We start from the raw sequence: 25,023 nt of genomic DNA, 5'->3' as shown, positions 1-25,023 counted from the left end.
TGTTGCCCTCGCTCAATAAAAAAGCCGACCTGCGGGTCGGCTTTTTTGTGCCTGCCTCTTTCTGCTTTCACAAGAACGACAGGCAATAAAAAACCCGCTGGGTGAGCAGCGGGTTTTCTGGGGGAGAACAGGCCGAATTACTTCAGCTTGATTTCCTTGTATTCGACGTGCTTGCGCGCCTTGGGGTCGAACTTCATGATCGACATCTTTTCAGGCATCGTCTTCTTGTTCTTGCTCGTCGTGTAGAAGTGGCCGGTACCCGCGGTGGATTCCAGCTTGATCTTTTCGCGTCCGCCTTTGCTCGTTGCCATGATTCAGCTCCTTAAGCTTGGCCGCGGGCACGCAGGTCTGCGAGCACGGCATCGATACCGTTCTTGTCGATCAGGCGCAGTGCAGCGCTCGAAACGCGCAGGCGAACCCAACGGTTTTCGGTCTCGACCCAGAAACGGCGGTATTGCAGGTTCGGCAGGAACCGGCGCTTGGTTTTGTTGTTGGCGTGGGAAACGTTGTTTCCGACCATCGGGCCTTTGCCCGTTACGTCGCATACGCGTGCCATGTGGACACTCTTTCTTGAACAGCTGGCACCGGCGCAATCAGGGCGATTGCAGGGTGTTTTACAGCTTGACCTCGCCAGAAACGGGTGGCGGTACCCCGGATTTGCCGCAACCCGACTCCCGGTGGGAGGTAGGCCCTGTTTCGGCAAAGCCTCGGATTATAGCCCTTTCGGGCTCAGCGAGGCCGGGGGCCGTCGCAGATACGGGAAATCCGGCCGCGCTGGCCGGTGCCCCGTGGGGATAGGCCTCAGTGCTCTTCGAGGAAGCGTTGCGCGTCCAGGGCGGCCATGCAGCCCGTGCCGGCGCTCGTGATGGCCTGGCGGTAGATGTTGTCCTGCACGTCGCCGGCGGCGAACACGCCGGGCACGCTGGTCATCGTCGCGAAGCCCTTCAGGCCTGAGCGGGTCAGGATGTAGTTGTCCTTCATTTCCAGCTGGCCCTGGAAGATGTCGGTGTTCGGGTGGTGGCCGATCGCGATGAAGCAGCCCTTGAGCGTGATCTCTTCGGTCGCGCCGGTCTGCGTGTTCTTGATGCGGATGCCCGTCACGCCCGTGCCGTCACCGAGCACCTCGTCGAGCTGGCTGTGCAGCTTCAGCACGATCTTGCCTTCGGCCACCTTTTCCATGACCTTGTCGATCAGGATCGGCTCGGCGCGGAACTTGTCGCGGCGATGCACGAGTGTGACTTTGTTTGCAATGTTGGAGAGGTACAGCGCCTCTTCGACGGCCGTGTTGCCGCCGCCGATCACGCAGACCTCTTGCTCGCGGTAGAAGAAGCCGTCGCAGGTCGCGCAGGCGGAGACGCCGCGGCCCATGAACTTCTCTTCGGAATCCAGGCCCAGGTACTTGGCCGATGCGCCCGTGGCGATGATCAGCGAGTCGCAGGTGTAGGTGCCGCTGTCGCCCGTGAGCGTGAACGGGCGCTTGCTCAGGTCGACCTTGTTGATGTGGTCGAACACGATCTGCGTCTTGAAGCGTTCGGCGTGTTCGAGAAAGCGCTGCATCAGCTCCGGCCCCTGCACGCCGTGCACGTCGGCCGGCCAGTTGTCGACCTCGGTCGTGGTCATGAGTTGACCGCCTTGCGCGATGCCCGTGATGAGCAAAGGCTGGAGGTTGGCGCGTGCGGCGTAGACGGCGGCGGTGTAGCCGGCCGGGCCGGAGCCCAGAATGAGAACCTTGGCGTGTTGGGGTGCGGACATGAGTAGAAAACCTAGGATGGACGCTGCGGCAGCGTGTACATTTTCAGGGTGGTAGCGATACGTGGGGAGTATCACCGCCCGGTTCAACACCGGGTGCACGGTGTTTTCAATGCGCGCGATTGTAGTAATCCATGGGCTCAGCATCAGGATCACATCGCGCGCTGTTTCAGGGATTGATTAATGTCGATGCTGTCCAACCTTGAATTGCTTCGGCGCGTTCCATTGTTCGCGTCGTTGACGGCCTCGCAGTCCGCAAGCATTGCGGATGCGATCATCAAGAAGCGCTTCAAACGCGCCGAGGTCGTCGTGGAGCAGGGCAAGAAATCCGATGCGCTGTACATCATCCTGACCGGCCGCGCCCGCGTCACGAGCGCCGACAGCCGTGGCCGCGAGGTGATCCTGGCCACGCTGCACCCCGGCGACTATCTCGGCGAGATGAGCCTGATCGACGACGAGCCGCATTCGGCCACCGTGCGCACCGAAATCCAGTGCGACGTGCTCATGCTGGGCCGCGACGCCTTCGCGCGCTGCCTGCCCGAGAACTCCTCGATGGCCTACAACATCATGCGCGGCCTGGTGCAGCGCCTGCGCCACGCTGACCGCAAGATCGAGTCGCTGGCGCTGATGGACGTGTACGGCCGCGTCGCCCGCGCACTGCTCGAGTTCGCCAGCCAGGACGGCATGGGGAACCTCAAGGTCCGCGACAAGATCTCCCGCCAGGACCTGGCCAAGATGGTCGGCGCGTCGCGCGAAATGGTGAGCCGCGTTATGAAGGACCTGGAAGAGCGCGGTTTCGTGCAGTCCCAGGAAGACGGCTCGGTGATCATCAAGGACCGGCTCCTGACGCTGACCTGAGCCCATAGGCCGGGCGCTTTCGGCGTCCACGGCCTTTTGTTGTAGTGTTCGGGGCGGCCGGCCTGCGTTTTTTCGGGCCGGGCGCCGTGCTTTTCATGACCTATTCGCTCCATACGCTTCAATCGTCCTCTTCTTCTTCCGCTGCCGAAGGGCAACCCGTGCGCCTGCGCGCCCTGCGCTTCGCCCACGAAATCACCTTGATCGCCGGGTTCGCAGCCCTTCTGTTCTGGCTGCTGGCGATGCTGAGCTTCACCCCGTCCGATGCCGCCTGGTCGACCTCGGGCACGGGCGGTGAGATCAAGAACTGGGGCGGCCGCATCGGCGCCTGGCTGGCCGATGGCAGCTACTTCCTTGCCGGCTATTCCGTCTGGTGGTGTCTTGCGGCGGGCCTGCGCGCCTGGCTCTCCTCGCTGGCCGGCTGGCTGCGCGGCGGCGAACCGACGCCGGCGGTCGAACAGCCCCCGCGCGGTCGCTTCAACCGCAGCCGCCTCGCTTTCTGGTTCGGTCTCGTCCTGCTGCTGTGCGCCAGCGCGGTGCTCGAATGGTCGCGCCTGTACCGGCTCGAATCGCACCTGCCGGGTTCGGGCGGTGGCGCCCTCGGCTACCTCGTGGGGCCGGCGAGCGTGCGCTGGCTGGGCTTCACGGGCTCGGCGCTGGTCGCCATCGCCGGCGGCGTGATCGGCTCGGCGCTGGTCTTCCGTTTTTCGTGGAGCCTGATCGCCGAGCGCATCGGTGCCCGTGCGTACTCGCTGTTCGAGTCGCGCCGTGAAAAGCGCGAAATGGCCGCCGACATTGCCATGGGCAAGCAGGCCGCGCGCGAACGCGCCGGCGACGAGGAAGAGCTGGCGCCCGCGCCGCGCGCCAAGAAAATGCGCCCCAGCAAGGAGGCCGCGTTCGGCGACGCCGGCCCTCTCGAGCCGAGCTTCGACGACGAAGAGGAAGAAGTCGCGCCCAAGCGCCGCCCCGCATCGCCGCCCGTGCAGATCGAGCCCGCGATGACCGAGGTGCCCCGCAGCGACCGCGTCGTCAAGGAACGCCAGAAGCCGCTCTTCAAGGAACTGCCCGACAGCAAGCTGCCGCAGGTCGACCTGCTCGACGCCGCGCTGGTGCGCCAGGAAACGGTGTCCTCCGACACGCTCGAGATGACCTCGCGCATGATCGAGAAGAAACTGAAAGACTTCGGCGTCGAGGTGCGCGTGGTGCTCGCCTCGCCCGGCCCCGTCATCACGCGCTACGAGATCGAGCCCGCCACCGGCGTCAAGGGCTCGCAGATCCTCGGCCTCGCCAAGGACCTGGCGCGTTCGCTCTCGCTGGTGTCGATCCGCGTGGTCGAGACCATTCCCGGCAAGAACTACATGGCGCTCGAGCTGCCGAACGCCAAGCGCCAGTCGATCAAGCTCAGTGAAATCCTGGGCTCGCAGGTCTACAACGAGGGCAAGTCGATGCTCACGATGGGCCTGGGCAAGGACATCATCGGCAACCCCGTGGTGGCCGACCTCGCGAAGATGCCGCACGTGCTGGTGGCTGGTACCACCGGCTCGGGCAAGTCGGTCGGTATCAACGCGATGATTCTTTCGCTGCTCTACAAGGCCGAGGCACGCGACGTCCGCCTGCTCATGATCGACCCGAAGATGCTCGAAATGTCGGTCTACGAAGGCATCCCGCACCTGCTGGCGCCCGTGGTCACCGACATGCGCCAGGCGGCGCACGGCCTGAACTGGTGCGTGGCCGAGATGGAGCGTCGCTACAAGCTCATGAGCAAGCTCGGCGTGCGCAACCTGGCCGGCTACAACACCAAGATCGACGAAGCCAAGGCGCGCGAGGAGTTCATCTACAACCCCTTCAGCCTCACGCCGGACGATCCGGAACCGCTGAAGCGCGAGCCACACATCGTGGTCATCATCGACGAGTTGGCCGACCTGATGATGGTGGTCGGCAAGAAGATCGAAGAGCTGATCGCCCGCCTTGCGCAAAAGGCCCGCGCCGCCGGCATCCATCTGATCCTGGCCACGCAGCGCCCCAGCGTCGACGTGATCACCGGCCTCATCAAGGCCAACATCCCCACGCGCATCGCGTTCTCGGTGGGCTCCAAGATCGACAGCCGCACCATCCTCGACCAGATGGGTGCCGAGGCGCTGCTGGGCATGGGCGACATGCTCTACATGGCCAGCGGCACGGGCCTGCCGATCCGCGTGCATGGTGCCTTCGTGAGCGACGAGGAAGTGCACCGCGTGGTGGCCTACCTCAAGAGCCAGGGCGAGCCCGACTACATCGAGGGCGTGCTCGAAGGCGGCACGGTCGATGGCGACGGTGACGGCGACCTGCTCGGCGGCGGCGACGGCGAAAAGGACCCGATGTACGACCAGGCGGTCGAGGTCGTGCTCAAGAACCGCAAGGCCAGCATCTCGCTGGTCCAGCGCCACCTGAAGATCGGCTACAACCGCGCCGCGCGCCTGGTCGAGGACATGGAAAAGGCCGGCCTCGTGAGCGCCATGAGCGGCAGCGGCCAGCGCGAGATCCTCGTGCCCGCGCGCCAGGCGGAGTGACCCGCCGGCGCACCATCGACGACGACCCCCATCACCACCGCGCCAGGACTGGTTACGTGCTGAGAGGCAATTTGCAAACGCGCACCGGCGCTGCTGCAAATCTTCATGAAAGCCTACAGAAGCCGGCACCTGCGGCGGGTAGTGTCGATGGGCATCGCAGCAACGTTTTTCCGAGGAACCTCCCATGAAGAAAACCCGCCTCTGGCTGTTGGCCGGCCTGATCTGCACGGTGGCCGGCAGTGCCTGGGCCGACGGGCTCGAAAGCCTCGAAGCCTTCGTGAAGACGGTCAAGTCCGGCCGCGCCGAGTTCACCCAGACCGTGACGGCCCCGCCGCGCGAGGGCCAGCCGGGCCGCGTGAAGACCTCGACCGGCACCTTCGAATTCCATCGCCCCGGCAAATTCAAGTTCGACTATCGCAAGCCCTTTGCCCAGAGCATCGTGGCCGACGGCAAGACGCTGTGGCTCTACGACGCCGACCTGAACCAGGTCACGCAGCGCACCCAGGCGCAGGCGCTGGGTTCGACGCCCGCGGCGCTGATTGCCTCGGCCGCCGACCTGCGCGCCCTGCAGGCCGATTTCGCGCTGGAAGCCGCGCCCGAGCGCGACGGCCTGCAGTGGGTCAAGGCCACGCCGAAGAACAAGGACGGCCAGCTGCAGAGCGTGATGGTCGGCTTCCAGGGTGACGCGCTCGCGGCCCTCGAGATCCTGGACAGCTTCGGCCAGCGCTCGGTGCTCAAGTTCAGCAAGGTCGAGGTGAACCCGGCCTTGCCCGCCAGCACTTTCGAGTTCAAGGCGCCCGCGGGTGCCGACGTGCTCAAGCAGTAATCACCCACAGCAGGACAGTCCCCGGTTTGGCCCCGCGCACCCACCAGCCCCTCGCCGAGCGCCTGCGTCCCAAGACGCTCGGCGAAGTGATCGGCCAGCAGCACCTGCTCGGTCCGGGCATGTCGCTGCGCATCGCCTTCGAGTCGGGTCAGCCGCACTCCTGCATCCTCTGGGGCCCGCCGGGCACCGGCAAGACGACCATCGCGCGGCTCATGGCCGACGCCTTCGACGCGCAGTTCCTGAGCATCAGCGCGGTGCTGGGCGGCGTGAAGGACATCCGCGAGGCGGTCGAGCAGGCCACCGCCGCGCGCGACGGGCTCACGCAGCAGCGCACCATCGTCTTCGTGGACGAGGTGCACCGCTTCAACAAGAGCCAGCAGGACGCGTTCCTGCCGCACGTCGAGTCGGGCCTGTTCACCTTCATCGGCGCGACCACCGAGAACCCGTCGTTCGAAGTCAATTCGGCCTTGCTGTCGCGGGCGGCGGTGTACGTGCTGCAGTCGCTCAACGAAGGCGACCTGAAGCAGATCGTTGCCAAGGCGCAAGCGATCCAGGCGGTTCCGGCCATCGACGAGGCGGCCATCGACCGTCTGGTCGCCTACGCGGACGGTGACGCGCGCCGTCTGCTCAACACGCTCGAGACCTTGGCCGTTGCGGCCGGCGCCGAGAAGCTCACGAACATCACCGATGAGTGGCTGCTGCGCGTGCTCGGCGAGCGCATGCGCCGCTACGACAAGGGCGGCGAGCAGTTCTACGACACCATCAGCGCGCTGCACAAATCGGTGCGCGGCAGCGACCCCGACGCCGCACTCTACTGGTTCGTGCGCATGCTCGACGGTGGCGCCGACCCGCGCTACATGGCGCGCCGCCTGGTGCGCATGGCCAGCGAAGACATAGGCCTGGCCGACCCGCGTGCGTTGCGCCTGGCGCTCGATGCGGCCGAGGTCTACGAGCGCCTGGGTACCCCCGAAGGCGAGCTGGCACTGGCGGAATGCGTGGTCTACCTGGCCATCGCGCCCAAGTCCAACGCGGTCTACAAGGCCTACAACGCGGTGCGCGCGCTGGTGAAGAAAGACAGCACGCGCCCGGTCCCGATGCACCTGCGCAATGCACCGACCAAGCTCATGAAAGAGCTCGACTACGGCAAGGGGTACCGCTACGCGCACGATGAGGAGGGCGGTTTCGCCGCCGGCGAGCGCTACCTGCCCGAGGGCCTGGAAGGTCAGGTGTTCTACGAACCGGTCGAGCGTGGACTCGAAATCCGCATCGCGGAAAAGCTGCGCGAACTGCGTCGCCTCAACACAAATTCAGATCGCTGATACAGGTTTGCGCATCTGCATGACTTCACGCGCATACAGCATGAAGTGAGCGGGTAAACCCCGGTCATCCCGCCCCAAAACAGCGCCGGGGCGTGTCTACAATCCCGCCCACCAAATCTGCCGGCGACACATGTTGGCTGGTTTTTTGCTTGTCAAGCCAGTGGCGCCAAACCGGTGCCTCGGTAGGTGAATGGCACCCGCAAGGTGCAACACATAGGGAATCGCGTTATGGAAATATTGCTGCAGCAGATCATCAACGGTCTGGTTCTCGGCAGCATGTATGCCTTGATAGCCTTGGGCTACACCATGGTGTACGGCATCATCAATCTGATCAATTTTGCGCACGGTGAAGTGCTGATGGTGGGGGCGCTCACAAGCTGGACCATCATCGGGCTCATGAAGGACGGAATGCCCAACACACCGGGCTGGCTGATCCTCTTCGTTGCGCTGATCATTGCCTGCGTCGTCGCGGCAAGCCTCAACTTCGTGATCGAGAAAGTGGCCTACCGGCCGCTGCGCAACAGCCCCAAGCTCGCACCGCTCATCACCGCCATCGGCGTGTCGATCCTGCTGCAGACGCTGGCCATGATCATCTGGAAGCCGACCAACAAGGCGTATCCCAACCTGCTGCCGACCGACCCCATCCACGTGGGCGGCGCCGTGATCTCTCCGACGCAGGTCATGATCCTCAGCGTCACGGCGTTCTCGCTCGTGATCCTGATGTGGCTGGTCAACTACACCAAGCTCGGCCGCGCGATGCGCGCCACCGCCGAGAACCCGCGCGTCGCGGCGCTCATGGGCATCCGGCCCGACATGGTCATCTCGGCCACCTTCATCATCGGCGCCGTGCTCGCGGCCATCGCCGGCGTGATGTACGCCTCCAACTACGGCATCGCGCAACACGCGATGGGCTTCCTGCCCGGCCTCAAGGCCTTCACGGCGGCCGTGTTCGGCGGCATCGGCAACCTGGCCGGCGCGGTGGTCGGCGGCATTCTGCTCGGCCTCATCGAGGCCATCGGCTCCGGCTACATCGGCACCCTCACGGGTGGCGTGCTGGGCAGCAACTACAGCGACATCTTCGCTTTCATCGTGCTGATCGTGATGCTCACGCTGCGGCCTTCGGGTCTGCTCGGCGAGCGCGTGGCGGACCGGGCCTGAGGAGCAGCACACCATGAAGAACAGCAAGAACCTCGCGCTCTACATCCTCGGCGTGGTCGCCGTGCTGGCGCTGCCCATCCTGTTGCAGACCCAGGGCAACGCCTGGGTGCGCATCGCCGACATCGCATTGCTCTACGTGATGCTCGCGCTCGGCCTGAACATCGTGGTCGGCTACGCCGGCCTGCTCGACCTGGGCTACGTGGCCTTCTTTGCGGTCGGCGCGTACCTCTACGCGCTGATGGGTTCGTCGCACCTCTCGGACACCTTTCCGTGGTTCAAGGCGATGTTCCCGAACGGGCTGCACACCTCGCTCTTGATCGTGGTTCCGCTCGCGCTGGTGGTGGCCGGGGTGCTCGGCGCGATGCTGGGGGCGCCCACGTTGAAGCTGCGCGGCGACTACCTCGCGATCGTCACGCTCGGCTTCGGTGAAATCATCCGGGTGTTCCTGAACAACCTGGACCAGCCGATCAACATCACCAACGGGCCGAAGGGCATCACGGCGATCGACTCCATCAAGTTCTGGGGTCTCGACCTCGGCAAGGCGTGGAAGTTCGACGGCTTCACGATCTCCTCGGTCACGCTGTACTACTACCTGTTCCTGGCGCTGGTGGTGGCCACCATCATCATCTCGCACCGCCTGCAGATCTCGCGCATCGGCCGCGCCTGGATGGCCATCCGCGAAGATGAAATCGCTGCCAAGGCGATGGGCATCAACACCCGCAACATGAAGTTGCTGGCCTTCGGCATGGGCGCCAGCTTCGGCGGCGTGTCGGGCGCGATGTTCGCGGCCTTCCAGGGCTTCGTGTCGCCCGAGTCCTTCAGCCTGATGGAGTCGGTGATGATCGTCGCCATGGTCGTGCTGGGCGGCCTCGGGCACCTGCCCGGCGTCATCCTCGGCGCCGTGCTGCTGGCCGCGCTGCCCGAAGTGCTGCGCTACGTGGCCGGCCCGCTGCAGGCGATGACCGACGGCCGCCTCGACGCGTCCATCCTGCGCCAGCTGTTCATCGCGCTGGCCATGATCGTCATCATGCTGATGCGCCCGCGCGGCCTGTGGCCCTCGCCGGAACACGGCAAGACGCTGACGAAGAAGAACGGCGCGCCCGTCGACCCGACCCATGCGGCCGTGGCGCCCGGAACGCTCCAGACCCATGCACCGGGCATCGACAGCCCCGCTGACGAAGTGCCGGGTGCGGCATCGCGTCCCATGTCCATCAATCCGTGAGCCAAGGACACACAGACATGACGACAGACACCATCCTCGACGTTCGCGGCATCTCCAAGCGCTTCGGCGGACTGCAGGCCCTCTCGGACGTGGGCATCACCATCAAGCGCGGCCAGGTCTACGGCCTGATCGGGCCGAACGGCGCCGGCAAGACGACCTTCTTCAACGTGATCACCGGGCTGTACACGCCCGACAGCGGCACCTTCGAGCTGGCCGGCAAGCCCTACCAGCCGACGGCCGTGCACGAAGTGGCCAAGGCCGGCATCGCGCGCACCTTCCAGAACATCCGCCTCTTCGCCGAAATGACGGCGCTGGAGAACGTGATGGTCGGGCGCCACATCCGCACGCACTCGGGCGTGTTCGGCGCCATGCTGCGCACCAAGGGCTTCAAGGCCGAAGAGGCCGCCATCGCCAAGCGCGCACAGGAGCTGCTCGACTACGTGGGCATCGGCAAGTTCGCCGACTACAAGGCGCGCACGCTGAGCTACGGCGACCAGCGCCGCCTCGAGATCGCCCGTGCACTGGCCACCGACCCCCAGCTCATCGCGCTGGACGAACCGGCCGCCGGCATGAACTCGACCGAGAAGGTCCTGCTGCGCGAGCTCATCGACCGCATCCGCAAGGACAACCGCACGATCCTGATCATCGAACACGACGTCAAGCTCATCATGGGCCTGTGCGACCGCGTCACCGTGCTCGACTACGGCAAGCAGATTGCCGAGGGCAACCCGGTCGAGGTACAGAAGAACGAAAAGGTGATCGAGGCCTACCTCGGCACCGGAGGACATTGAGATGAGCACCGCAGAAGCAACGATGGCAACCGCGACGGCACCGGCCGCCGCCAAGGCCGCAGGCAAGAACCTGCTCAAGGTCCGCGGCCTGAAGGTGGGCTACGGCGGCATCCAGGCCGTGAAGGGCGTGGACTTCGACGTGTTCGAGGGCGAGCTGGTCTCGCTCATCGGCTCCAACGGCGCCGGCAAGACCACCACCATGAAGGCCATTACCGGCACGCTGCCGGCTGGCGCGGGCGACATCGAGTTCCTGGGCCGCAGCATCAAGGGCCGCGGCGCCTGGGATCTGGTGGGCGAGGGCCTCGTGATGGTGCCCGAGGGCCGCGGCGTGTTCACGCGCATGACGATCACCGAGAACCTGCAGATCGGCGCCTACATCCGCAACGACAAGGCCGAGATCGCCAGCGACATGGAGCGCGTGTTCGTGACCTTCCCGCGCCTGCGCGAGCGCAAGGACCAGCTGGCCGGCACGATGTCGGGCGGCGAACAGCAGATGCTGGCCATGGGCCGCGCGCTCATGGCGCGCCCGAAGGTGCTGCTGCTCGACGAACCCACCATGGGCCTGTCGCCGATCATGTGCGACAAGATCTTCGAGGTGGTGCAGACCGTGGCTTCGCAGGGCGTCACGATCCTGCTCGTGGAGCAGAACGCCAACCGCGCGCTGCAGCTGGCCGACCGTGGCTACGTCATGGAGTCGGGCCTCATCACGATGAACGGCGACGCCAAGGAACTGCTGCGCGACCCGCGCGTGCGCGCCGCCTACCTCGGCGAGTAAGCACCCGCCAGTGCCGACCGGCCAGCACCGCCGAGCGCGGTGGCTGGCCGTTTTTACGTCTATCCCATCATCGCGGCGGCGGCCTTGATCGCCTCGCGGATGCGCCCGTAGGTGCCGCAGCGGCACACGTTCTCGATGGCGTCGATGTCGGCATCCGTCGGGGTGCGGGTGCGGCGCAGCAGGTCGACCGCGGCCATGATCTGGCCCGGCTGGCAGAAGCCGCACTGCGGCACGTCCAGGTTCATCCAGGCCTGCTGCACCGGGTGCAGCGTGTTGCCGTTGGCCAGGCCCTCGATGGTCGTCACCTGGCGGCCGCGCACGTCGGACACGCGCACCGAGCAGGTCGTCACGGCCTTGCCGTCGACGTGGCAGGTGCAGGCCTTGCACACGTTGATGCCGCAGCCGTACTTCGGGCCGGTGATGCCGAGCTTGTCACGCAGCACCCACAGCAGCGCCAGGTCGTCGGGCGCCTCGACGTCGACGTTCTGGCCGTTCACCTTGAAAGATTGCACAGGCATGGTGGGTCTCCTCAGGCGGGGATCGGAACGTTGACGGGCGTGGGCAGCTTGCCCGGCGGGATCGGCGTGAAGTCGACAGGAAAGTTCAGCGGGAAGCTGCGCGGCTTGATGCCGGTGGCGCGCCCGTAGGCGTTGGCGATCGCACCCGAGCTTGCTGACAGGCCGACCTCGCCCAGCCCGCCGATGGCCTCGCCGTTGGCCGGCAGGATGATGATCTTCACGTCCTTCGGGTAGTGCTTCATGCGCGAGAAGTGGTACTGCGAGTAGCTGCCTTCCAGCGGCAGGCCATTCTGGATGTGCAGCCCCGCCGACAACACCAGCGCGATCGATTCGCACAGGCCGCCCTGCAGCTGCGCCTCGATGCCCGAGGGGTTGATCGGCGTGCCCACGTCGATGGCGATGGTCGCGCGCACCACGCGGGCCTGCGCCGGCACGCGCGCGTCGATCTCGACGATGCAGGCCGTGAAGGACTTCGACTCCTGGTGCACGGCCACGCCCTGCGCAAAGCCTGCCGGCATCGCCTTGCCCCACTGCGCGGCCTCCGCCACCGCCTTCAGCACCGCGCGGGCGCGCGGCAGGCGCAGGTACTCGAGCCGGAAGGCGACCGGGTCCTTGCGCGCGGCGCGGGCCATCTCGTCGACCAGGATCTCTTCCACCAGCCGCGCGGGCTGGATGTGCACCGAGCGGTAGGAGCAGGTGTTCATGTCCATCGGCACCGGCGTCAGCAGCTTGGTCGTGACGCCGAAGTTGTAGGGCGAGGTGACCATGGTCTTGAACATCACCTGCTCGATCGCGAAGTTGCCCACCGTCTGCGGGAAGGCGTTGGGCAGCGCGATGGCGGCGGCCTCGAGCATGTTGCCGAAGCCGTGGCGCGTGTCCAGCCGCACGCTGGCGATGCGCTGCTCGAAGGCGATGACCTGGCCCAGCAGCATCGTGGCGCGCGCCTTCTGGTAGATCGGCGGGCGGATGCGCGTGTGGCGCATGTCGTCGGTGCGGTGGTACATCAGGCGGCAGGGGCGCCCCAGCGCCTTCGACACCTGGATCGCCTGCAGCACCGGGTCCCAGAACAGGCGCCGCCCGAAGGAGCCGCCCGAGGGCACCGCATGCACGACGACCTTGTTCAGCGGCAGGCCCAGCTCGGCGGCCACCGCCTGCTGGGTGACGATGGGGCTCTGCAGCCCGGCCCAGATTTCGGCGCGGTCGGGCCGCACATCGGCAATCGCGCATTCGACTTCCATCGGGCAGTGCGCGGCCGGCGCGAACTCGAACTCGGCCTCGACCGTCAGCGCGCCCAGCGGCGGCAGCGCAAAGGGCAGCAGCGACGACTTCAGCTTGCGCATGATGGTGGCGTTCGACTCGCCGTCGAGCGGGCCGGCGGCCCAGGTCACGTCGAGCGCGTTCACGGCGGCCCAGGCCTGGCCGAAGGTCTCGGCCATCACCGCCACGCCGGGCGGCGTCGGCGTGATGCCGTTGGTGGCGGGAATCGGCACCACGCCGATCACGCCCGGCATGCCCATCACTGTGTTCAGGTTGTTGATGCCGACGAACTTGCCGTTGATGGTCGGCGGGCGCCGCACCATCGTCGGCTTGGCATTGGGCACCGCCTGGTCGAGCGTGAACTTCTTGCGGCCGGTGACGATGTCCAGCGCGTCGAGCCGCGTCACGCGCTGGCCGACCACCGAAGGCGTCGAGCCTGAGATCAGGCCGCCGAGGCCGCCCAGCATCGGCATGCCGGCATGCATCGAGCGCACGCTCGACGAGCCGCCCGTGAGCTGGTTCCAGATCAGCTCGGGGCTCGCGTCGGCTGACGTGACTTCGATGGCGCTCAGCGGCAGGCGCAGCTTGTCGGCCAGCATCATCGCGCTGGCCGTGGCGATGCCCTGGCCCACTTCGAGGCGCGGCAGCGCCAGGCGCACGCGGCCGCCGCCGGTGTTCGTCACCTTCACCAGCGGCATGGTCGGCAGCGAGGTCAGCGTGACCGCGTCGCCGATGTCGATCAGGTCGGTGGTGTCGGGCGGGGTCATGGGCAACAGCGCGGCGACTGCGGAGGCGGGCGCCGTGAGGGCACCGAGCCCCGCGATGCCGGCCGCCGCCGACGCCAGCGGCGCGGCCGTGGCGTAGCCCAGCACGTCGCGCCGGCGCAGGCCGTGCGCATCCCCGTCGTCCGGCCCGCGCGCGGGGCGCGGGTCCTTGTTCGAACGCTTCATCGTTGTCTCCTTGTTGTTTGGCGAACGCGGATGACTGTGGCACCATCGCCGCGCCGAAGATGTCGTTGCAACGACATTTCTTACGGACCCCGCCGACCGGCGCCTGCGACGGATCGGCCGATGCGATGTCACGAGGGACGACAGCAGGAGGCGCGATGTCGAACGCGTTGGAGAACATGCTTCGCGAGAGCTTGTGGGCGCGCGCGCTCACGGACGACGAACTCGACCGCGTCGTCCAGGAGTCGCACGAGCGCGTGGTGCCGGCCGGCGGCTTCGTCGTGCGGCGCGGCGAACCCGCCGATCACTGGATCGGCGTGATCGACGGCCTCATGAAGATGTCGGTGTCGCTGCCCGACGGGCGCGTGTCCACGTTCACCGGCGTGACCGCCGGCGGCTGGGGCGGCGAAGGCTCGCTGCTCACCCCCGGATGCTGGCGCTACGACGGCGTGGCGCTGCGGCCCACGCGCGTGGCCTGCGTGCCGCGACACAGTTTCGAGCGGTTGATGTCCACCAGCATCGACTTCAATCGGTTTCTGTTGTTACACATCAATGCGCGACTGAGCCTGTTCATCGGCCTCATGGAATTCGATCGCCTGCTCGGGCCCGACGCGCGCGTGGCGCGTTGCCTGGCCAGCCTGTTCGACCCCATCCTCTATCCGCGCGCCACCCGCTTCGTGCGGCTGAGCCAGGACGAGATCGGCCTCTTGTCGGCGGTGTCGCGCCAGCGTGCCAACCGCGCGCTGCATGCGCTGCAGCGCGACGGCCTGTTGCGCATCGAACATGGCGGCGTGGAAGTGCTCGACCTCGCGGGCCTGCGCACCTACCAGAGCGGGGCGGCCGAAGCGGCGGCGGCCGTGGCTGCGGCCACCGACACGCAGGCCGCGGCGCCCCTGGACGACCTCGTCAGTCCACCTTCGCCCCGGTGGCCTTGACCACCTTCTCGTACTTGGCGAGTTCGCTCTTCATGAAGCTGCCGAACTGCTCGGACGAGTTGCCGACGGGCTCGGCCAGCATCGAGGCGAAGCGGGTCTTCGTTTCCGGTGCGTTCAGCGCGGCGACGAAGGCCTGATTCAGTTTCGCGACCACCTCGGGCGGCGTGCCGGCCGGTGCGACCAGGCCCCACCAGGTGTCGATCGAGAAGCCCTTGAGCGTGTCGGCCACGGGCGGCACGTCGGGCAGGGCGCTGCTGCGCTTGAGCGTCGTGACCGCGATCGCCTTCAGCTTGCCCGAGCGGATGTTCGGCGCGGCCGTGGCGAGGTTGTCGAAGTTGAAGTCGACCTGGCCCGACAGCAGCGCCAGCTGCGCCGGGTTGCCGCCGTTGTACGGAATGTGCACCGCGAAGATGCCCGCTTCCTTCTTGAACAGTTCGCCCGCCAGGTGGCCGGCACTGCCGTTGCCGCCGCTGGCGTAGTTGAGCTTGGCCGGGTTGGCCTTGGCGTAGCGGATCAGGTCGGCCAGCGTGCGGATGTTCAGGCGGTTGGCCGTCTCGGCGTTCATCACCAGCACGTTGGGCACGCGCACCATCTGGGTGATCGGCGCGAAGTCGGTCGCGGCGTTGAACGGCATCTTGCTGTACAGCCACGGGTTCACCGCGTTCGTGGCCGTGGCCGCGATGCCGATCGTGAGGCCGTCCGCCGGCGCCTTGGCGACGAAGTCGGCGCCGATGTTGCCGCCCGCGCCGGGCTTGTTGTCGATGATGACCGGGCCGCCCAGCGTGTCCTTCACCTGCTCGGCCAGGATGCGCGCCGTGTTGTCGATCGGGCCGCCGGCCGCGTAGGGCACGACGAGGCGGATCGGGCGGTGCTGCTGGGCTGCGGCATGGCCGGCGGTGAGCACGGCGGCGCCGGCGATCAGGGTCAGGAGGAAGTGTCTCGTCTTCATGTTGTTCTACGAAAAGGGAAGGGGAGCGCGAAGGCTCAGGGCAGGGCCTTGTCGGCTTCGGTGGTGAAGGCGTCGGCGAAGAATTCTTCTTCGGGCAGGCCGGCCAATGCCACGTAGTCGCGCTTGGCCGAATCGACCACGATCGGCGCGCCGCAGGCATACACCTGGTGGCCCGACAGGTCGGTGAAGTCTTCCAGCACCGCCTGGTGGACGAAGCCCGTGCGGCCGGTCCAGTTGTCTTCCGGCGTGGCGTTCGACACCACGGGCACGTAGCGCAGGTTCGGCATCGCGGCCAGCTGCTCGCGCAGCCAGGCGTCCATGTAGAGGTCTTCGGGGCGGCGTCCGCCCCAGTAGATCGCGGCGGGCCGCTCGATGCCCTTGAACTTCATGTGCTCCAGCAGCGCCTTGATCGGCGCGAAGCCCGTGCCCGAGGCCAGCAGGATCATCGGCTTGTCGGAGTCCTCGCGCAGGAAGAAGCTGCCGAACGGGCCTTCGATGCGCAGGATCTCTTTTTCCTTCATCGCGCCGAAGACGTGGTCGGTGAACTTGCCGCCCGGCAGGTGGCGCAGGTGCAGCTCCAGGCCCGTGCCCGGCACGGCCACCGTGTGCGGCGCATTGGCCATCGAGTAGCTGCGGCGCGCGCCGTCGCGCAGGATGAACTCCACGTACTGGCCCGCATAGAACTGCAGCGGCTCGCCGGCCGGCAGCTGCAGGCGCAGCATCATCACGTCGTGCGACTGGCGCGTGAGCGCCATCACGCGCACCGGCATCTTGCGGATCGGCAGCGCGCCGGCCTCGGTGACCTGGCGCGACTCGAGCACCACGTCGCTCGTCGGGTGGGCGCAGCAGGTCAGCACGTAGCCGGCCAGTTGCTCCTCGGCGCTCAGCGCCTTGCTCTGGTGCGGGCCGAGCGTGACCTCGCCCGACAGCTTCTTGCACTTGCAGGAGCCGCAGGCGCCGTCCTTGCAGCCGTAGGGGAGGCCGATGCCCTGGCGGATGCCTGCCGCGAGGATGGTTTCGTCGCCCTGGACCACGAAGTGGCGCCCGCTGGGCTCGACGGTGATGGAAAAGCCCGCTTCGTGCGGCGCTGTAGCAGTCATCGGTATTCTTCGGGGGTGAACTTTCCCGGCTGCGTGCGGCCGGGACAACTGAATTGAGACAGGAAACCCGGATTTTGCCTTCAATCAATAGTCCCTCCGGCGCACTGCCGGCCCGGTTCCGGCGCGAGCGCCTGCTGATCGTCGGCTGCGGCGACGTCGGCCAGCGCGTGGCGCTCAACCTGCGCGGGCGCATGCAGCTGGTGGCGCTCACGTCCTCGGCCGACCGCGTCGCGGCGCTGCGCGCGGCCGGCATCCGGCCGCTGGTGGGCAACCTGGACGACCGCGCCACCCTGCGCCGGCTGGCAGGCATCGCCACCCGCGTGGTGCACCTGGCGCCGCCCGCGCGCGAGGGCGGCGCGGCCTGGTGGCGCGACCAGCGCACGGCGTCGCTGGCGCAGGCGCTGCAGCTGCGCTCGCTGCCCTCGGCGCTGGTCTACGGCTCCACCAGCGGCGTGTACGGCGACTGCGGCGGCGCGCGCGTGAGCGAAACGCGCGGCGTGCGGCCCGACACCCCGCGCTCCCACCGGCGCGTCGATGCCGAGCGCGCCGTGCGCTGGTTCGGCCGCAGCACCGGCGTGCGCACCAGCATCCTGCGCATCCCGGGCATCTACGCGCCCGACCGCGAGAACGGCACCCCGCGCGGCCGCCTGGAGCGCGGCACGCCCGTGCTGCGCCGCGAGGACGACGTCTACACCAGCCACATCCACGCCGACGACCTCGCGCGCGCCTGCGTGGCGGCGCTGTTCCGCGGCAAGCCCCAGCGCGTGGTGCACGCGTCGGACGACACCGAGCTGCGCATGGGCGACTACTTCGACCTGGCCGCCGACCTCTACGGCATGCCCCGCCCGCCGCGCGTGGCGCGCGGCGAGGCCGAGCGGCAGTTGCCGCTGCAACTGCTGAGCTTCATGGGCGAATCGCGCCGGCTCGACAACACGCGGCTCAAGCGCGAGCTGCGCGTGCGGCTGGCGCATCCCACGGTGCACACCGGCCTGCAGCCTGCGCAAGCCTGAAGGGACGCACCCGTGAGCAAACAGAGCGTTCGCATTCCCGACGACCATCCGACCTTCGGCTCGACCGCCGTCTTCGACGCCTTCAAGTACGCGCCCGGCGTCAAGGCCGGCGGCCTGCTGTTCGTGGCAGGGCAGGTCGGCCTGCGTGCCGACGGCAGCGTGCCCGAGAGCGCCGCGGAACAGGCCGACTGGGCCTTCCGGCGGCTGGGCGTGGTGCTCGAGAGCGCGGGGCTCGGTTTCGCCGACCTGGTGGAGATCGTGAGCTACCACGTCGACGTCGAACACGAGCTGGCGGGCTTTCGCGAGGTGAAGGACCGCTACATCACCGAGGATTTCCCGGCATGGACCATCCTTGGCGTGGCGGCGCTGGCGCGGCCGGCGCTGCGGGTGGAGATTCGTGCGGTGGCGGCGTTGAAGACCGCGCAAGCGGGCTGACACCGAAGCGGATGCCCTGGGGCCGGGCGTACCATGGCGAACCGATCGAAGCGAAGCGAAGCGGACGAAACGAATGCCCCAAACGATTGAAGCGTTGCTTGCCGATCAAGGCGCACAGGCGGTCCTCGCCTACCTGAACGCGCGCGTGCCGCATCGGTACACCGGGATCTACAAGATCCGCGCCGACCTGGTCACGAGCCTCTACCTGCACGACAAGCAAGGCGAATTGATCCCCGAGAACATTGCCGTCGTGCCCTTCGAGGCGAGCATCTGTCCCTTTGTCCTGCGCGACGGGTGGTTCCGCACCGACGACTCGAGCGTGGACGAGCGCTTCGCCACGCATCCCGGGCGGGACTACACCATCAGCTACCACGGCGTTCCGCTCTTGAACCCCTCGGGCGCGGTCGCTGGCACCTTGTGCCACTTCAACTTCACGGCCGTGCCGCTGCCGGACGACGAGTTCGAACTGCTGCACCAGGCCGCCTTGTCGCTGCAGGTGAAGCTCGCCGACGTGCTTGGCTAGGGCGGGGCGCTGCCCGGCCCGAAAGGCCCCGAGGCAAAGAAAAACCCGCTGCGCCAGTGAAGCGAGCGGGTTTCTTGATGTGGGGGTGAGACGGTGTCGTCTCGTGGTGCCCGGGGCCGGAATCGAACCGGCACACCTTTCGGTGGGGGATTTTGAGTCCCCTGCGTCTACCAATTTCACCACCCGGGCACATCCGGAAGGAAGCCCAAAATTATGGCACAGTGGCTGGCATGAATTATCCGACGATCGAAGACGCCATCGGCAAGACCCCCCTGGTTGCCCTGCAACGCATCCACGCCGCGGAAAACGCCAAGCGCGGCAACGTGATCCTGGGCAAGCTCGAAGGCAACAACCCGGCGGGTTCGGTCAAGGACCGACCGGCGCTGTCGATGATCAAGCGGGCCGAGGAGCGCGGTGAAATCAAGCCCGGCGACACGCTGATCGAGGCCACCTCGGGCAACACCGGCATCGCGCTGGCGATGGCCGCGGCCATCAAGGGCTACCGCATGGTGCTGATCATGCCGGAGGACCTCTCGGTGGAACGCGCCCAGACCATGAAGGCCTTCGGTGCCGAGCTGGTGCTCACGCCCAAGAGCGGCGGCATGGAATACGCGCGCGACCTGGCCGAGCAGATGGTCGCCCAGGGCAAGGGCCGCGTGCTCGACCAGTTCGCCAACCCCGACAACCCGCGCATCCACTACGAGACCACCGGCCCCGAGATCTGGACCGACACGCAGGGCAAGATCACGCACTTCGTGAGCGCCATGGGCACCACGGGCACCATCACCGGCGTCTCGCGCTACCTGAAGGAAAAGAACCCGGCGGTGCGCATCGTCGGTGCGCAGCCGGCCGAAGGCTCGCGCATTCCCGGCATCCGCAAGTGGCCGGTCGAGTACCTGCCCAAGATCTACGACCCGAGCCGCGTCGACGAAGAAATCAGCGTGAGCCAGGACGATGCCGAAGAGATGTGCCGGCGCCTGGCGCGCGAAGAGGGCATCTTCGGCGGCATCTCGGCGGCCGGCGCGCTGTGGGCGGCCATCGAGGTGTCGAAGAAGGTCGAGAACGCCACCATCGTCTTCGTGGTCTGCGACCGCGGCGACCGCTATCTGTCGACGGGCGTCTTCCCCGCCTGATCCCTTCACACTGCGGCGGCGCCCACCGGGCGCCGCACGCCCGAGAAAAAGAACAGAGACTTTCCATGCCCCACCCCAAGTTCTGCCAGGCCTGCGCCACCCCGCTCGAATGGATCGCGTTGATGGAAGACGGCGGTCCCAAGGAGCGCCTGCGCTGCCCCAACTGCGGCCACACGCACTGGAACAACCCCACGCCCGTGCTGGCGGCCATCGTCGAGTACCGCGGCCAGGTGCTGCTGGCGCGCAATGCGGCCTGGCCGGGGAAGATGTTTGCGCTCATCACCGGCTTCATGGAGGCCGGCGAGACGCCCGAGGAGGGCATCGCGCGCGAGGTCAAGGAAGAGACCAACCTGGACGTCAGCGCCGCCAAGCTCGTCGGGGCCTACGACTTCCAGCGCATGAACCAGATCATCATCGCGTACCACGTGGTGGCCGACGGCGAGGTGAAGCTCTCGCCCGAGCTGGTGGACTACCGCCTCTACGACCTGCCCGACCTGCGGTGCTGGCCCGCCGGCACCGGCTATGCGCTGGCCGACTGGCTGCGCACGCGCGGCCACGAGCCGGTGTTCTTCACTGCCGCGGAAAACGAAGAGCGTCGCCGCGGCCTGAACCTGCCGCCGGAGCCTGGCAATGCAAGTTGACCGCGAAATCGACACGCGCGGCCTCAACTGCCCGCTGCCGATCCTGAAGGCGAAGAAATCGCTCAACGACATGGCGAGCGGCCAGCTGCTGAAGGTGGTGTCGACCGACCCGGGTTCGGTGCGCGACTTCCAGGCCTTTGCGCGCCAGACCGGCAACGAGCTGGTGGCGCAGGAGACCGTGGGCAGCGACTTCATCCACGTGCTGAAGCGACGCTAGCGTCGGCAACCGACCAAAGAAAAGGGGCCTCGCGGCCCCTTCTTGTTTTCAGTGTGTTACTCAGTGCTTTGCAGCGCCCTCAGAGCTTCAGGCTCTTGAGGTACTCGCGGAACTGCGCGCCCACCTCGGGGTGCGCCAGCGCCAGCTCCACCGACGCCTGCAGGAAGCCTTCCTTGCTGCCGCAGTCGTAGCGGATGCCCTTGTACGAGTAGGCGTAGACCGATTCCTTCTTCATCAGCGCCGCGATGCCGTCGGTCAGCTGGATCTCGCCGCCCGCGCCCTTGGGCTGGTTGCGGATCTCGTCGAACACGCCGGGCGTGAGGATGTAGCGGCCGGCCACACCCAGGCGCGAGGGTGCATCTTCGGGCTTGGGCTTCTCGACCATGCGGTTGACCTTCACGAGGCCGTCTTCCACGTTCTCGCCGGCCACGATGCCGTAGCGCTTGACGTGCTCCAGCGGCACTTCCTGCACGGCCAGCACCGAGGCGCCCAGGCGCGCGAAGACTTCGGTCATCTGCGCCAGCACCGGCTGGCCGTCGACAGGGCCGACCATCAGGTCGTCCGCCAGCAGCACGGCGAAGGGCTCGTTGCCCACCAGGTGCTCGGCGCACAGCACGGCGTGGCCCAGGCCCAGCATGCGCGGCTGGCGCACGTAGGAGCAGGTCATGTCGTCGGGCGACACCGAACGGGCGATTTCAAGGAGTGCGTCCTTGCCGCTGGCTTCGAGCTGGCTTTCGAGCTCGTAGGCCGTGTCGTAGTGGTCTTCGATCGCGCGCTTGTTGCGCCCGGTCACAAAAATCATGTCGCGGATGCCCGCGGCATAGGCTTCTTCGACGGCGTACTGGATCAGCGGCTTGTCGACGACCGGCAGCATTTCCTTCGGCTGGGCCTTGGTGGCGGGCAGAAAGCGGGTGCCGAAGCCTGCAACAGGGAATACGGCCTTGCGGATGCGCGTCGGGGAAGAAGTGGACATGGGCAGTTCAGTGTCGTTGGATGCAGGAAAAAGGAGAGGGATGAGAGTGGTGACAGCGCGAGGCCGATGACCAAATCCTAGTCCCCCACCCGGGCCGCGTCTGTCAGCCGAGGCGCACAAGCTGGTCGCGCAGGCGCTCCAGCGTGGCGGTGAAATCGACCAGGCGCGTGCGCTCCTGTTCGATCACGGCGGGCGGCGCCTTGGCCACGAAGGCCTCGTTGCCGAGCTTGCCGTGCACCTTGGCGATCTCGCCCTCGATGCGTGCAATTTCCTTGCCGATGCGCAGCTTCTCGGCCGCCTTGTCGATCTCCATGTGCAGGCACAGGCGCGTCGCGCCCACGACGGCCACGGGCGCTGCTTCGGCGGCGGCCTGCCACGAGGCCTCGTCGTCGAACACCTTCACTTCCTTGAGCTTGGCCAGCGCCTGCAGCACCGGGGCCGCGTCGCGCAGGAAGGCCGCGCCCTCGGCGTCGTCGGCTACCGCGTACAGCGGCAGGCGCGTGGCGGGCGACACGTTCATTTCGCCGCGCAGCGTGCGGCAGGCGTCGACCAGCGCCTTCAGGCGCGCCACGTGCGCCTCGGCGGCCTCGTCGATCTTCTCGGGCTGGCTCTGCGGGTAGGCCGCGATCATGATCGACGCGCCTTCGCGGCCCGCGACCTTCGACACCTTCTGCCACAGCTCTTCGGTGATGAACGGGATGATCGGGTGCGCCAGGCGCAGCAGCGCCTCGAGCACGCGGATCAGCGTGCGGCGCGTGGCGCGCTTTTGCGCGTCGTCGCCGGTCTGGATCTGCACCTTGGCAATCTCCAGGTACCAGTCGCAGAACTCGTCCCACGCGAACTGGTAGATCGTGTTGGCCACGTTGTCCAGGCGGTATTCCTCGAAGCCCTTGGCCACTTCGGCCTCGACGCGCTGCAGCTGCGAGACGATCCAGAAGTCGGCGCGGCTGAACTTCAGGTAGCCGTGCGCCTTGCCGCCGACCTGGCAGTCTTCCTTCGTGTGCTCCAGCAGGCCGCAGTCCTGGCCTTCGCAGTTCATCAGCACGAAGCGCGTGGCGTTCCACAGCTTGTTGCAGAAGTTGCGATAACCCTCGCAGCGCTTCGAGTCGAAGTTGATGCTGCGGCCCAGCGAAGCCAGCGAGGCGAAGGTGAAGCGCAGCGCATCGGCGCCGAAGGCCGGAATGCCCTCCGGGAATTCCTTCTGCGTGTTCTTGCGCACCGCCGGTGCGGTCTCGGGCTTGCGCAGGCCCTGCGTGCGCTTGTCGAGCAGCGCGGGCAACTCGATGCCGTCGATCAGGTCGACCGGGTCGAGCACGTTGCCTTCGGACTTGCTCATCTTCTTGCCCTGCGCGTCGCGCACCAGGCCGTGGATGTACACGTCCTTGAACGGCACAGTGCCCATGAAGTGCTTGGTCATCATGATCATCCGGGCGACCCAGAAGAAGATGATGTCGTAGCCCGTCACCAGCACGGTCGAGGGCAGGTACAGCGCCAGGTCCTGCGTCTTCTCGGGCCAGCCCAGCGACGAGAAGGGCACCAGCGCCGACGAGTACCAGGTGTCGAGCACGTCTTCGTCGCGCGTGAGCGTCTTGCCCGGCGCCTTGGCCTGCGCCTCGGCTTCGGTCTCTGCCACGTACACCTTGCCGTCTTCGTCGTACCAGGCCGGAATCTGGTGGCCCCACCAGAGCTGGCGCGAAATCGTCCAGTCCTGGATGTTCTCCATCCAGTGGTTGTAGGTGTTGACCCAGTTCTCGGGCACGAAGCGCACTTCGCCCGACTTCACGACGTCGATGGCCTTCTGCGCGATCGACTGGCCGTCGGCGCCGGGGCGCGTCATGGCCACGTACCACTGGTCGGTGAGCATGGGCTCGACCACGGCGCCCGAGCGCGCGCAGCGCGGCACCATCAGGCGGTGCTTCTTCACCTCGACCAGCAGGCCCAGCGCCTCGAGGTCGGCCACGATGGCCTTGCGCGCCACGAAGCGGTCCATGCCGCGGTATTTTTCAGGCGCGTTGTCGTTGATGGTCGCGTCCAGCGTCAGGATGCCGATCACCTCGAGCTTGTGGCGCTGGCCCACGGCGTAGTCGTTGTAGTCGTGCGCGGGCGTGACCTTGACCACGCCGGTGCCGAATTCCTTGTCGACGTAGTCGTCGGCAATGATGGGGATCAGCCGGTCCACCAGCGGCAGCTTCACGCGCTGGCCGATCAGGTGCTTGTAGCGTTCGTCTTCGGGGTGGACCATCACGGCCGTGTCGCCGAGCATGGTCTCGGGGCGCGTGGTGGCCACCGTGAGCGTGCCGCTGCCGTCTTCCAGCGGGTAGGCGATGTGCCAGAGCGAGCCGTCTTCTTCTTCGCTCTCGACTTCGAGGTCGCTCACCGAGGTCTTGAGCACCGGGTCCCAGTTGCCCAGGCGCTTGCCGCGGTAGATCAGGCCTTCTTCATACAGCTTCACGAAGGTGTGCGTGACCACCTTCGAGAGGTCGTCGTCCATCGTGAAGTACTCGCGGCTCCAGTCGACCGTGTCGCCCATGCGGCGCATCTGCTCGGTGATGGTGCTGCCCGACTTTTCCTTCCATTCCCACACGCGCGCCACGAAGTTCTTGCGGCCCAGGTCGTGGCGGCTGACCTTCTGCTCCTGCAGCTGGCGCTCCACCACGATCTGGGTGGCGATGCCCGCGTGGTCGGTGCCCGGCACCCACAGCGTGTTGGCGCCCTTCATGCGGTGGTAGCGCGTGAGGCTGTCCATGATCGTCTGGTTGAACGCATGGCCCATGTGCAGCGTGCCCGTGACGTTGGGCGGCGGCAGCTGGATCGCGAACGACTCGGCGCCTTCCTTGGGCTGCTGCGTGCCGCGGAAGCCCGCCTTGGCGTAGCCGCGCTGCTCCCATTCCGGGCCCCAGTGCGCCTCGATGGCGGCGGGTTCGAATGATTTGGACAGGCTCTCGAGGCCGGGCTGGGAGGTAGGTTCGCTCATGGGGAATGCAAAACGGCACCCTCGGGTGCCGTTGGTGACAGGGTGGGATTGCCCGGGATTTTACCGGGGCGGCTCGGGGAAACCCCAGCCCCACATAATCGACTGATGCTGTTCCTGCTTTCCCCCGCGAAGTCGCTCGACTACGACACCCCCGTCCCCTCCGAAAC

Annotated in this window: 24 protein-coding genes and 1 tRNA gene; 15 read left to right on the top strand and 10 right to left on the bottom strand. The window is 66.9% G+C overall.

Features of this window, described 5'->3' with window-relative positions:
* Nucleotides 1-137 precede the first annotated feature (137 nt).
* The 3 genes from rpmG to trxB all read right to left on the bottom strand — a co-directional run bounded on the left by rpmG (nt 138) and on the right by trxB (nt 1,752).
* Nucleotides 138-311: a 50S ribosomal protein L33 gene (gene rpmG, locus AC07Y4_RS22830; RefSeq protein ID WP_007830291.1), complete on the bottom strand. Its 174-nt coding sequence runs from the start codon at nt 309-311 to the stop codon at nt 138-140.
* 11 nt (nt 312-322) lie between these two features.
* Entirely contained in the window at nt 323-556 is a 234-nt protein-coding gene (gene rpmB / locus AC07Y4_RS22825; RefSeq protein WP_007830293.1) for a 50S ribosomal protein L28, read from the bottom strand.
* A gap of 245 nt (nt 557-801) precedes the next feature.
* Nucleotides 802-1,752: a thioredoxin-disulfide reductase gene (gene trxB, locus AC07Y4_RS22820; protein WP_487849065.1), complete on the bottom strand. Its 951-nt coding sequence runs from the start codon at nt 1,750-1,752 to the stop codon at nt 802-804.
* A gap of 180 nt (nt 1,753-1,932) precedes the next feature.
* On the opposite strand from trxB, the gene AC07Y4_RS22815 reads away from it, so the two are divergent.
* The 8 genes from AC07Y4_RS22815 (at nt 1,933) to AC07Y4_RS22780 (ending at nt 11,244) form a co-directional block, all read left to right on the top strand.
* The gene (locus tag AC07Y4_RS22815) at nt 1,933-2,607 is read left to right on the top strand and encodes a Crp/Fnr family transcriptional regulator (RefSeq protein ID WP_062481025.1); all 675 of its coding nucleotides are present in this window, start codon (nt 1,933-1,935) and stop codon (nt 2,605-2,607) included.
* 95 nt (nt 2,608-2,702) lie between these two features.
* Nucleotides 2,703-5,153, top strand: a complete 2,451-nt coding sequence (locus AC07Y4_RS22810; RefSeq protein ID WP_062481035.1) for a DNA translocase FtsK — start codon at nt 2,703-2,705, stop codon at nt 5,151-5,153.
* A gap of 184 nt (nt 5,154-5,337) precedes the next feature.
* A complete protein-coding gene (gene lolA / locus AC07Y4_RS22805) occupies nt 5,338-5,979 on the top strand; it encodes an outer membrane lipoprotein periplasmic chaperone LolA (protein ID WP_159275543.1) in 642 nt (213 codons plus the stop codon).
* 26 nt (nt 5,980-6,005) lie between these two features.
* The gene (locus tag AC07Y4_RS22800; RefSeq protein WP_139703237.1) at nt 6,006-7,298 is read left to right on the top strand and encodes a replication-associated recombination protein A; all 1,293 of its coding nucleotides are present in this window, start codon (nt 6,006-6,008) and stop codon (nt 7,296-7,298) included.
* Nucleotides 7,299-7,526: 228 nt separating this feature from the next.
* Nucleotides 7,527-8,456, top strand: coding sequence for a branched-chain amino acid ABC transporter permease (locus AC07Y4_RS22795; protein ID WP_062481019.1), 930 nt, complete (start codon nt 7,527-7,529; stop codon nt 8,454-8,456).
* A gap of 13 nt (nt 8,457-8,469) precedes the next feature.
* A complete protein-coding gene (locus tag AC07Y4_RS22790; RefSeq protein WP_062481017.1) occupies nt 8,470-9,678 on the top strand; it encodes a branched-chain amino acid ABC transporter permease in 1,209 nt (402 codons plus the stop codon).
* Between the two features lie 17 nt (nt 9,679-9,695).
* Complete coding sequence (locus tag AC07Y4_RS22785) at nt 9,696-10,469, top strand: ABC transporter ATP-binding protein (protein WP_056572293.1); 774 nt, start codon at nt 9,696-9,698, stop codon at nt 10,467-10,469.
* Nucleotide 10,470: 1 nt separating this feature from the next.
* Entirely contained in the window at nt 10,471-11,244 is a 774-nt protein-coding gene (locus AC07Y4_RS22780) for an ABC transporter ATP-binding protein (protein ID WP_172438340.1), read from the top strand.
* Between the two features lie 59 nt (nt 11,245-11,303).
* Here AC07Y4_RS22780 and AC07Y4_RS22775 read toward each other — a convergent pair whose 3' ends face one another.
* Nucleotides 11,304-11,762, bottom strand: coding sequence for a (2Fe-2S)-binding protein (locus AC07Y4_RS22775; RefSeq protein ID WP_056572291.1), 459 nt, complete (start codon nt 11,760-11,762; stop codon nt 11,304-11,306).
* A gap of 11 nt (nt 11,763-11,773) precedes the next feature.
* Nucleotides 11,774-13,969 (bottom strand): xanthine dehydrogenase family protein molybdopterin-binding subunit, encoded by a 2,196-nt coding sequence (locus AC07Y4_RS22770; protein ID WP_495275170.1) that lies wholly within the window; start codon nt 13,967-13,969, stop codon nt 11,774-11,776.
* A gap of 155 nt (nt 13,970-14,124) precedes the next feature.
* Between AC07Y4_RS22770 and AC07Y4_RS22765 the strand changes: the two genes are divergently transcribed.
* Entirely contained in the window at nt 14,125-14,901 is a 777-nt protein-coding gene (locus AC07Y4_RS22765; protein WP_095746547.1) for a Crp/Fnr family transcriptional regulator, read from the top strand.
* Here the strand turns inward: AC07Y4_RS22765 and AC07Y4_RS22760 are convergent.
* Nucleotides 14,873-15,850 (bottom strand): Bug family tripartite tricarboxylate transporter substrate binding protein, encoded by a 978-nt coding sequence (locus AC07Y4_RS22760; protein ID WP_492743760.1) that lies wholly within the window; start codon nt 15,848-15,850, stop codon nt 14,873-14,875. The genes AC07Y4_RS22765 and AC07Y4_RS22760 overlap by 29 nt on opposite strands.
* A 35-nt stretch (nt 15,851-15,885) precedes the next feature.
* Nucleotides 15,886-16,950, bottom strand: a complete 1,065-nt coding sequence (locus AC07Y4_RS22755; protein WP_062482994.1) for a CDP-6-deoxy-delta-3,4-glucoseen reductase — start codon at nt 16,948-16,950, stop codon at nt 15,886-15,888.
* A 74-nt stretch (nt 16,951-17,024) separates the two neighbouring features.
* Here AC07Y4_RS22755 and AC07Y4_RS22750 point away from each other — a divergent pair, with 74 nt between their 5' ends.
* The 3 genes from AC07Y4_RS22750 to AC07Y4_RS22740 all read left to right on the top strand — a co-directional run bounded on the left by AC07Y4_RS22750 (nt 17,025) and on the right by AC07Y4_RS22740 (nt 18,918).
* Nucleotides 17,025-17,960, top strand: coding sequence for an SDR family oxidoreductase (locus tag AC07Y4_RS22750; protein WP_495275169.1), 936 nt, complete (start codon nt 17,025-17,027; stop codon nt 17,958-17,960).
* Between the two features lie 12 nt (nt 17,961-17,972).
* Entirely contained in the window at nt 17,973-18,395 is a 423-nt protein-coding gene (locus AC07Y4_RS22745; RefSeq protein ID WP_495275168.1) for a RidA family protein, read from the top strand.
* Between the two features lie 73 nt (nt 18,396-18,468).
* A complete protein-coding gene (locus tag AC07Y4_RS22740) occupies nt 18,469-18,918 on the top strand; it encodes a GAF domain-containing protein (protein ID WP_159275548.1) in 450 nt (149 codons plus the stop codon).
* A gap of 104 nt (nt 18,919-19,022) precedes the next feature.
* Here the strand turns inward: AC07Y4_RS22740 and AC07Y4_RS22735 are convergent.
* Nucleotides 19,023-19,107: transfer RNA gene (locus AC07Y4_RS22735), tRNA-Leu, on the bottom strand.
* A gap of 41 nt (nt 19,108-19,148) precedes the next feature.
* Here AC07Y4_RS22735 and cysM point away from each other — a divergent pair.
* The 3 genes from cysM to AC07Y4_RS22720 all read left to right on the top strand — a co-directional run bounded on the left by cysM (nt 19,149) and on the right by AC07Y4_RS22720 (nt 20,909).
* The gene (gene cysM / locus AC07Y4_RS22730) at nt 19,149-20,051 is read left to right on the top strand and encodes a cysteine synthase CysM (protein WP_062479803.1); all 903 of its coding nucleotides are present in this window, start codon (nt 19,149-19,151) and stop codon (nt 20,049-20,051) included.
* A gap of 65 nt (nt 20,052-20,116) precedes the next feature.
* Entirely contained in the window at nt 20,117-20,692 is a 576-nt protein-coding gene (locus AC07Y4_RS22725; RefSeq protein WP_056572274.1) for an NUDIX domain-containing protein, read from the top strand.
* Nucleotides 20,682-20,909 carry a sulfurtransferase TusA family protein gene (locus AC07Y4_RS22720; RefSeq protein ID WP_056572272.1) on the top strand — a complete coding sequence of 76 codons (228 nt, stop codon included), beginning with the start codon at nt 20,682-20,684 and terminating at the stop codon, nt 20,907-20,909. Before AC07Y4_RS22725 ends, AC07Y4_RS22720 begins: the two co-directional genes overlap by 11 nt.
* 79 nt (nt 20,910-20,988) lie before the next feature.
* On the opposite strand, the gene galU is transcribed toward AC07Y4_RS22720, so the two are convergent.
* Both galU and AC07Y4_RS22710 read right to left on the bottom strand, forming a co-directional pair.
* Nucleotides 20,989-21,882, bottom strand: coding sequence for a UTP--glucose-1-phosphate uridylyltransferase GalU (gene galU / locus AC07Y4_RS22715; RefSeq protein ID WP_139703203.1), 894 nt, complete (start codon nt 21,880-21,882; stop codon nt 20,989-20,991).
* A gap of 103 nt (nt 21,883-21,985) precedes the next feature.
* Complete coding sequence (locus tag AC07Y4_RS22710) at nt 21,986-24,856, bottom strand: valine--tRNA ligase (protein WP_495275167.1); 2,871 nt, start codon at nt 24,854-24,856, stop codon at nt 21,986-21,988.
* Nucleotides 24,857-25,023 lie beyond the last annotated feature (167 nt).

This window comes from Variovorax sp. GW460-12-1-14-LB1 (assembly GCF_059423605.1).
This window is presented reverse-complemented; position numbering and strand designations above follow the sequence as displayed.